Genomic DNA, 261 nt, shown 5'->3' with positions numbered 1-261 from the left:
CCTTATAGTAACCTTATAGCGATATTCCTTCGGTTTGGCTTCGCTTATAGTTCGGTAGTAGTGTGTACTTACTGCGCTAACCATAGGGAAGAACCTATAAAGTGTTTGCTACAACTTACCAAAAACCGCTGTTTTACCAAACAAAGTAGCATGTAGGTACCAGTATGGCTCACCTATTTGATATATTAAAACGTTGATTGTCTTTTGCCACAATTTTTGTAACTTAGTTAAACAAAAGCACCTCACCCAGTCGGCTTGCCC

Origin of the sequence: Pedobacter sp. UBA4863 (assembly GCF_002399615.1) — a bacterium.
Lineage (GTDB): Bacteria > Bacteroidota > Bacteroidia > Sphingobacteriales > Sphingobacteriaceae > Pedobacter.
The sequence above is the reverse complement of the archived record's forward strand: the minus strand, read 5'-3'. Positions refer to the sequence as shown.